The following is a 5,155-nucleotide window of genomic DNA, read 5'->3' on the forward strand; positions in this document are numbered from 1 at the left end:
GTTAGCCGATGGCGGACCCGTCAGCAGCTTTGCCGACAATCCTGCGGACATGGTTTTCTTCCCGGGTACTCGGGTGGGCCTGGATATTCTCGCGATGCGCCCTACTTACACAGTGGATAACAGCAATGTTACTTACGACGCCAGCAGCAATCTGCAGATTCTGCCCAATCTCTTTGTGACCCATCGTTTTAATGACCTCCCGCTGGCGGTTGGTCTCGGTATCACTTCGCCCTTCAGTATCAACAACACCTGGCCTGCCGGGACTTTTCCCACACAATCCCTGCCGCTGAAAAATGACCTGCGGATCATTGATGTGAATCCGGGTGTTGCCTATTTGCTGCTGCCCAATCTGAGCGTTGGGGTGGGTCTGGATTATTACCAGACGCTCAGTGCAACCTTTGGCCCTAACTCCGGCAATGGTGGGGGTGTCGGCGGTAACGTCGGGCTTTTCTACACCACGGAGCGCTTCAATGCGGGACTCAGTTACCGCTCGGCGGCCAACATTTCTTCAGGCGGCGGCAGTATTGACCTCCCCAGTCGCGTGCAGGCAGGTGTCCGCTATCGCTTCACCCCGCGCTTTGCCACTGAATTGGATGTGGACTGGAATGACTTGAGTAACGCCCAGTTACCCGGCTATGGCAGCCTCGGCTGGAAATCCGCCATGGCCTATCGTATCGGGCTCAGCTATCACCTGAACCAGAATCTGGAGTTCCGCGGCGGTTTGGCCCACGAAGGCAGTCCCACTAATGGCGCCAGCATAAATGCGGCAGTACCTGGCACGAGCAGTAACCTGGCCTCCTTTGGATTGGGTATTGGCGTTGGTGCTTGGCACTATGATTTGGGTGCTTCTTATGCCCTTTCCGGATCCACGACCTCCGACAATCCTATCTATGGTGGTAACTACAAAGCCAGCACCCTCAACTTTGGCGCCGCCATTTCCCGGGATTTTTAGGGGATAGGCTGCCCGAGCAGAACACCCATGGCAGCATTGCCCGGTAGCGCCCCTCGCCCGCTGGCGGCCCGTATGCGTCCCCAGACGCTGGGCGCCTACGTCGGGCAGAACCATCTGCTCGGCAAGGAAGGTCCGTTGCGGGCCATGGTACAGGCCGGGCATCTGCACTCCATGATTCTCTGGGGTCCGCCGGGCAGTGGCAAAACCACCTTGGCGCAACTCCTCGCCCATGCTGCTGGCCAGCACTTCCAGATTCTGTCTGCCGTCAACAGCGGAGTACGAGAAATCCGCGCCGCCGTCACCAGCGCCGAGGCCGCCCAGTCTCTAGGCCAGGGCACGGTCCTCTTCATTGATGAAATCCATCGCTTCAACAAAAGCCAGCAGGACGCCCTGCTGCCCCATGTGGAAGAAGGCGTCGTGACCCTCATCGGCGCAACGACGGAAAACCCCAGCTTCGCCCTGGTCAACGCCCTGCTGTCCCGGGCGCGCGTCTATGTTCTCAAAGCGCTGACTGGTGAGGAACTCGGCACGGTGCTCGATCACGCCCTTGCTGATAGTGTGCTCGGTCTGGGTAATCTGGCGATAGAGATGTCCCCGGAAGTACGCAAGGGTTTGCTGACTGCTGCCGACGGCGATGCCCGTCGTCTCCTCAATCTGCTGGACCTCGCGGTACAATTGGCCCCGGTGCAGGCGGGTAACACACAGATCACTGCCGAAATCGTCGCCGCGGCCAGCGGTCAATCCTGGCGACGCTTCGACAAGGGCGGTGAAGCCTTTTACGACGAAATCTCCGCATTTCACAAGTCTCTGCGCGGTTCCGACCCCGATGCGGCACTCTACTGGCTGGCGCGAATGCTCGATGGGGGCGCCGATCCCTTGTACCTCGCCCGCCGCCTGGTGCGCATGGCTTCTGAAGATATCGGCCTCGCTGACCCGCGGGCTATAGATATGGCCCTCGCCGCCAAGGACGCCTACGCCTTTCTCGGCTCGCCCGAGGGGGAGCTGGCCCTCGCGCAAGCCACGGTCTATCTCGCAAGCTGCCCCAAAAGTAACCGCATCTACGATGCCTGGAATGCTGTGCGCGCCGCGGTCAAGGCGGGTGGTAGTGCAGAAGTGCCCCTCCATCTGCGCAATGCGCCCACGAAACTGCTCAAAACACTGGATTATGGCAGGGGATATCAATACGATCACGACTATCCCGACGCCATCGCCCCGGAGCAGCATTATTTGCCCCCCGGCCTGCGTCAGACCCATTTTTATGACCCCAGCGACCGCGGCCTGGAAACGCGTATTCAGGAGCGTTTACGCTGGATAAATGCTCATCGTCAACCTGTCCGAGAGAAGAAACCCCATGCTTGATCCCAGCTTGCTGCGCAGCGCACCAGAAAAAGTAGCCGCAGGCCTCGCCCGCCGTCACTTCACTCTGGATGTGACGGCCCTGAGCACCCTCGACCAGCAGCGCAAAACCCTGCAGATTCAGCTTGAAGAAGTGCGCAACGCCCGCAATGAAGCCTCCAGACAGATCGGTCAGGCGCGCCGTCAGGGGCTCGATACCAGCGCGATGCAGACCGCGGCGGCGCAGCACGGCGAGGAGATCAGGATCCTGGAACAATCTCTGGAAAGCATCCTTGCCGAATGGGAGAACCTGACCAGCAGCCTGCCCAATATCCCGCAGGATTCAGTGCCCGATGGCCGCGATGAAAGTGACAATGTGGTGTTGCGTCACTGGGGCACGCGCCGCGCCTTCGATTTCCCCCCTCACGACCATGTCGATCTGGGCGAGGACTTGGGTATTATTGATTTCGCGGCGGGCGCCCGCCTCGCTGGCGCCCGCTTTGTGGTGTTGCGTGGCCTCGGTGCCCGTCTTGAGCGCGCCCTGACGCAATTCATGCTGGATTTGCATACGACGGAACACGGCTACTGCGAAATTGCGCCGCCCTTTCTCGCCAACGCTGACTCTCTCTTCGGCACTGGGCAGCTTCCCAAATTCGAAGAAGACCTTTTCGCTTTAAGGGACGACCCCTATTACCTGATTCCCACTGCCGAAGTGCCGCTTACCAATCTTCTGCGCGGTGAGATTGTCGGTACCCTGCCGCAACGCTTCTGTGCCTATACCCCCTGTTTTCGGCGCGAAGCGGGAGCTTATGGGCGCGACACCCGTGGCATGATCCGCCAGCATCAGTTCGACAAGGTGGAGCTGGTGCAGATCGTCCGTCCCGAAGATTCCGCCCAGGCCCACGAAACACTCACGGCCCATGCCGAAAAGGTATTGCAACTTCTGGAGCTGCCCTACCGGGTGATGGCCCTCTGCGCGGGAGATTTGGGCTTCAGCGCCGCCAAGACCTATGACCTGGAAGTCTGGCTGCCGGGCCAGAATCAGTACCGGGAAATCAGCTCCTGCAGCAATTTCGAAAGCTTTCAGGCACGTCGCCTGCAGTTACGCTATCGCGCAGAAGATGGTAAGCCCCAGCTCGCCCATACCCTCAATGGCTCTGGCCTCGCCATCGGCCGTACCCTGGTTGCGCTCCTGGAAAATCATCAACAGACCGATGGCAGTATCCGGATTCCCGCCGCCTTGCGTCCCTACCTCGGCGGGATGGACGTCGTTAAGGCCTGAGCCCGTGCATTCTGCTTACGAACCAGTGAGTTGTGCACTGCACAGCGCCTTAGAGCTGGCCGCGATGCAGCGTCGTCCAATGCGTTTGCACATGGCGGATGGCACATGGCAAGCTGGCATTATTCTCGACGTCTGGACTGCGCAGGGCAGGGAATGGCTGCGTCTGCGCCGGTCCGACGGTGATGTCGAGATCGATCTTACCCATATTCAACAAGTCCAGGAAAATACTGCACCATGAAATATCCCATTATCCCCAGTCTCCTTGCCGGCTGTTCGATGCTGCTTTCCAGCACTGCATTTGCCGCGGAGTTTCCCCTGCCCGCTGCCGGCAGCAACATGGTCGGCCAACTTCAGGTGGTCATCGCCCGGCATCAGGATACCCTGCTCGATATCGCCCGCCATTACGATGTTGGCTATAACGAAATCCGCGCCGCGAACCCCGGTGTCGATCCCTGGCTTCCCGGCGCCGGAACCCATGTGCTGGTTCCCACCCAATATATTCTCCCCCCCAAACCCTGGACGGGGATCATCATCGATATCCCGGAGCGCCGTCTGTTTTATTTCCCTGCGGGTCAGAACGTGGTTTACACCTATCCGGTAGGCATTTTCCGGCCAAAATGGCCGACTCCGCTGGGTAGCACACGCATCATTGCCAAAGTCAGGAACCCTACCTGGACAGTGCCCAAAAACATACAGGAGGAACACGCCAAGGCCGGAGAACCCATACCCGCGTTTTTCCCCGCCGGCCCTGACAACCCCATGGGTGAACTGGCGCTGGAAACGGGCTGGTCGCAGATTTTCATTCATGGCACCAATAAGCCCTGGGGTGTTGGCATGCGGGTCAGCCATGGCTGCTTCCACGTCTATCCTGAAAACGAAGTCCAGCTCTTTAAAATGGTAAAGGTGGGCACGCCGGTGAGGACCATAGATCAGCCATATATTGTCGGGACGAGTGGCAACGGCCGGCTCTATCTGCAAAGTTTCGCACCCATAGAAGCCTATAACAAAGACAGCAACCCTCAACAACGCGCAGTCGATGCTATCAGTCTTTTTGAAAAACAGGTTCAGCAAAGCTGGACGATTAACTGGCAGCAGGTCATCGATTTGGTAGAAAAGCCCAATACCATACCCACGGCCATCAATATCAACGCCCCTACTCTGTCCGCGGTGGTCGCTCAGTTGTCTGCCCAGCCCTATGACTTTGCGCCCTATGGTGACAATGCCAACACCGCGACGCCGCCACCTGCGCCGACCCCCATTGCCACCCCGGCGGCCTGAACAGACGCTTCATCTCCGGGGGCAAAAAAAGCGCTTGCGTGCCCCCATACCCCCGTGTATAGTTCGTCCTCTCGGCGGGGCAGAGGACCCAAAGAGAGCAGCAAATACATTGGGTGTTGACAGTAAAGTAGATCGCCTGATATAGTTACAAACCCTGTTGCGGGGTGGAGCAGCTTGGCAGCTCGTCGGGCTCATAACCCGAAGGTCGTAGGTTCAAATCCTACCCCCGCTACCAAGATTCGCAGTACGTGGTATTGTTCTTTCCCAGCCGAGTGGAGATGTGTGGGGTTTAGACCCAGGGGTGATAT

The 5,155-nt window shown here is 58.8% G+C and carries 5 protein-coding genes and 1 tRNA gene; all 6 read left to right on the forward strand.

Annotation, left to right across the window (positions count from 1 at the left end):
• The coding region (locus Q0C48_RS13315; protein WP_291525139.1) for an outer membrane protein transport protein at positions 1 to 952 on the forward strand (952 nt) is incomplete at its 5' end.
• A gap of 27 nt (positions 953 to 979) precedes the next feature.
• Complete coding sequence (locus Q0C48_RS13320; protein ID WP_291525141.1) at positions 980 to 2,311, forward strand: replication-associated recombination protein A; 1,332 nt, start codon at positions 980 to 982, stop codon at positions 2,309 to 2,311.
• Positions 2,304 to 3,569, forward strand: coding sequence for a serine--tRNA ligase (gene serS, locus Q0C48_RS13325; RefSeq protein ID WP_291525143.1), 1,266 nt, complete (start codon positions 2,304 to 2,306; stop codon positions 3,567 to 3,569). The genes Q0C48_RS13320 and serS overlap by 8 nt, the downstream gene beginning before the upstream one ends.
• Positions 3,570 to 3,648: 79 nt before the next feature.
• Positions 3,649 to 3,807: a hypothetical protein gene (locus tag Q0C48_RS13330; RefSeq protein ID WP_291525147.1), complete on the forward strand. Its 159-nt coding sequence runs from the start codon at positions 3,649 to 3,651 to the stop codon at positions 3,805 to 3,807.
• A complete protein-coding gene (locus Q0C48_RS13335; protein ID WP_291525145.1) occupies positions 3,804 to 4,847 on the forward strand; it encodes a L,D-transpeptidase family protein in 1,044 nt (347 codons plus the stop codon). The genes Q0C48_RS13330 and Q0C48_RS13335 overlap by 4 nt, the downstream gene beginning before the upstream one ends.
• 158 nt (positions 4,848 to 5,005) lie before the next feature.
• A tRNA-Met gene (locus tag Q0C48_RS13340) sits at positions 5,006 to 5,082 on the forward strand.
• The last annotated feature ends 73 nt before the right edge of the window (positions 5,083 to 5,155 follow it).

The sequence above is a fragment of the Acidithiobacillus sp. genome, assembly GCF_023255755.1.
Classification (GTDB): domain Bacteria; phylum Pseudomonadota; class Gammaproteobacteria; order Acidithiobacillales; family Acidithiobacillaceae; genus Acidithiobacillus.

Coding starts and splice junctions, on each gene's coding strand:
- Q0C48_RS13320 (WP_291525141.1), top strand. CDS start 980: ATGGCAGCATTGCCCGGTAGCGCCCCTCGCCCGCTGGCGGCCCGTATG.
- serS (WP_291525143.1), top strand. CDS start 2,304: ATGCTTGATCCCAGCTTGCTGCGCAGCGCACCAGAAAAAGTAGCCGCA.
- Q0C48_RS13330 (WP_291525147.1), top strand. CDS start 3,649: ATGCGTTTGCACATGGCGGATGGCACATGGCAAGCTGGCATTATTCTC.
- Q0C48_RS13335 (WP_291525145.1), top strand. CDS start 3,804: ATGAAATATCCCATTATCCCCAGTCTCCTTGCCGGCTGTTCGATGCTG.